The organism is Paraburkholderia oxyphila NBRC 105797, assembly GCF_000685075.1.
Classification (GTDB): domain Bacteria; phylum Pseudomonadota; class Gammaproteobacteria; order Burkholderiales; family Burkholderiaceae; genus Paraburkholderia; species Paraburkholderia oxyphila.
In genome coordinates this window covers 1-2,708 of record NZ_BAYD01000243.1, presented here as the reverse complement: position 1 = coordinate 2,708, position 2,708 = coordinate 1, and the positions used below count along the sequence as shown (strand labels likewise).

2 protein-coding genes and 1 pseudogene are annotated in these 2,708 nt (G+C 62.4%); all 3 read right to left on the bottom strand.

Annotated features, from left to right (window positions below):
• Positions 1 to 27: 27 nt before the first annotated feature.
• Positions 28 to 2,241 carry a recombinase family protein gene (locus tag BO1_RS48575; protein ID WP_028223747.1) on the bottom strand — a complete coding sequence of 738 codons (2,214 nt, stop codon included), beginning with the start codon at positions 2,239 to 2,241 and terminating at the stop codon, positions 28 to 30.
• Positions 2,234 to 2,395, bottom strand: coding sequence for a hypothetical protein (locus tag BO1_RS61690; protein WP_156992818.1), 162 nt, complete (start codon positions 2,393 to 2,395; stop codon positions 2,234 to 2,236). Before BO1_RS61690 ends, BO1_RS48575 begins: the two co-directional genes overlap by 8 nt.
• Before the next feature lie 46 nt (positions 2,396 to 2,441).
• Positions 2,442 to 2,651: pseudogene (locus BO1_RS62250) on the bottom strand (DUF5372 family protein); the annotation flags it as partial.
• Between the last annotated feature and the right edge of the window lie 57 nt (positions 2,652 to 2,708).

Genomic DNA, 2,708 nt, shown 5'->3' with positions numbered 1-2,708 from the left:
GGATCTCTCATAGCAATGCCCTCAGGTTCATGAAGTGCGTTCGAAGAAGTCCGGCTGATCGTTGACGACCTTGATGCGCAAGCCTTTGCTTCGTCCGCGGCGCACCATGACTGCGTCGAGTTCGCCGCGCTTTACACGCTGCAACACAGTCTGACGAGAAACACCGAGTCGTCGCGTAGCAACCTGCATTGCGACGTATCCATCAGGACTGCTATCAACAAAGAGGTTGCGCAACGCTTCGGTAATCCGAATGCGCCATGGCGCGCCTGGCGTCGGATGTTCGCCAGCGATGAAGCCGTGATTGACCCAGCGATGGAGTGTCGACGGTGCAGTGCCCAGTACGCGGGCCGCCTGGCGAATGCTGAGCAGTTCTCCCTCGGGCCGTTCAGCGGGCCGTTCGAAACAGGGGATCTTCCAGTGACGGCGCAGGTTGCCGACGAGGTTCTGGTTGAAACGCATGCCTTGTGCGCTTAGCCGGCCTTGCGCGTTGAGGATGCCGGCGATGGTTGCGTCGGGATAGTGCTGTGCAAGCCGGCGTACCAGATCAATGGTGTCTTCATCGGTACGGATAGTGGCCGGTCGAGAGCGCGGCAACGCGACGTCGCATTCGGTGAGCTTGCCGCCTCGCCAGCGCAGTTTCAGCTGCGCGCGGTATTGTTCGCGATGAACGGTAACCGTCACCTCCTCGAGCAGGGTGCGCAGCAACTGTTTCCTGTCCCGCACGGTGAGGGTTGGTGCGTGCCACAGGCGCTGAAGATCCTTGCCGATTGCAAGGAGGCTGTGCCGCTCCTGCGCGTTCAAGGTGCGGGGCCGGAGCTGCTCGCGCCGGGCCAGTTCCTGCTGAGCCCGTTCAAGTTCGTGCAGCTGTTTCTCCCATTGCGCTTCGAGTCCGCGTGCCACCAGCCGGTTCTCGGGATCAACGGCGTGGTATCTCCGCTCGGCGCGTTGCGCTTCATAGCTCGCCCGTTCTACCGCGAGCCGCCACTGCGCCAGCGCGGCGTCGTGATCAGCTTCAAGGCGTTCCGCGGCACGCACAGCGGCTTCCAGACCAGCCGGCTCGACGGCACGCAGGAAGGATTCGGCAACAGAGGCGTCGATCTGCAGGCCGCCAACATTCAGGCAGTAGACGCCGCGCCCGTTCACAATATCTTTGTTGGCACAATGGTATCCCGGCGTCTGGTTCGTGCCGCGATAGTGGGTCTTGAGCCGACGCCCACAGCGACCACAGATCGCCAGCCCCTGAAGCAAGGCTGTACCTTCTCTCACAGCGCCTCCGGCCTGGTGTGGCATGGGCCTGGTATTGGCGCCCAGGCGTGCCTGATTCGCTTCATAGGTCGCCCAATCGATATAGCCTTCATGGTGGTCCCTGATGAGCACGGCCCATTGCGATTGCGGCAGCCGACGCAGTCGCGTCTTCAGCACGCCGTGTTCATCGACGTATCGCTCCTGCCGGCTCTTGCCATAGCAGTAGGCGCCAGCATAAACCGGACTGGAGAGGACGCCGTGGATTGCAGTGTATGTCGGAGCGACCCAGCGGATCCGGTCGGTATGATGCATCTGCAGGGGGAACGACAGATTCTCGGAGCGGAACCACAGCCAGACGCGGCGCGCCGAGCCGAATTCGCTAAAACGGGCGAAGACAGCGCGTATCGCACCGACGACGGCTTCATCCGGATGGAGCCTCACTTCACCATCGGCCTCGCCCCACACCAGGCCTGTAGGCAGGCCGCGGCGAAGCTCGCCGCGGGCAGCCTTGTTACGAATGCCGCCGTCCAGGCGTGCGCGCAAGATGTGAAGTTCGGCTTCGCTCATGGTGCCCTTCAGGCCGAGGAGTAGCCGGTCGTTAAAAAGTGCCGGGTTGTACACGCCGTCGGCGTCGCCAATGAGCGTATCAGTCATGCTGCACAGATCGAGCAGGCGATACCAGTCGGAATTGTTGCGCGCAAGGCGGGAGACTTCCAGGCCAAGAATGATGCCGACGTGCCCGAGCGCCACTTCAGCGGTCATGCGGGCAAAGCCGCCGCGATTTGCGACGCTGGCGCCAGAAAGGCCAAGATCCTCGTCGACCACGCTGACCTGCTGCTCGTGCCAGCCGAGGGCAACGGCGCGCTGGGCCAGCGCGTATTGGCGCTGTGTCGATTCGCGATTGTGCTCTACCTGACTGGCGCTGGACTGGCGGATGTAGACGAATGCGGCACGCTGCAGATGGCCGGAACCGATCTTGTGGTTGGTGTCACTCATCGTTGTTCTCCATCACGCCCGGGTGGCTGTCGATTACGACCTTTGTGATTGCCCGGGCGAGCCGCTCGATCACCGCATCTCGCGTTGCTTCGTCGAGTTGTTCCCACAGACTCTCGTCGTCCGGCAGATCTGTGAAGGCCAGGTTCAGCTGCATCGTTGCTCTCCTGTTCCGTTTGGCGCAGTAAAGCATCAATGATCCGCCGAGCGTGGAGCAGGTCGGCAAGCGAGCCAAGCACGCAGGGTGCGTCGGCCGTTGCGGCGATGTCGCTGGTGAAATCGGTCCAGTCGAGGGGAATCAGTCCGCGCGATTGGTCCGGCAGGAGCAGCAGGAGGTGTGGTCTGCCGGCGCGAAGCCGCGAGCTGATGACCTGGAGGCGCTGGCCTTCGAAAGGGTGACCAGTTCGCGTGATAACGACTGATTCGGGAACGTCGTGGGAAGGGGTAGTCTGTCGTGGTTTCCTTTGACC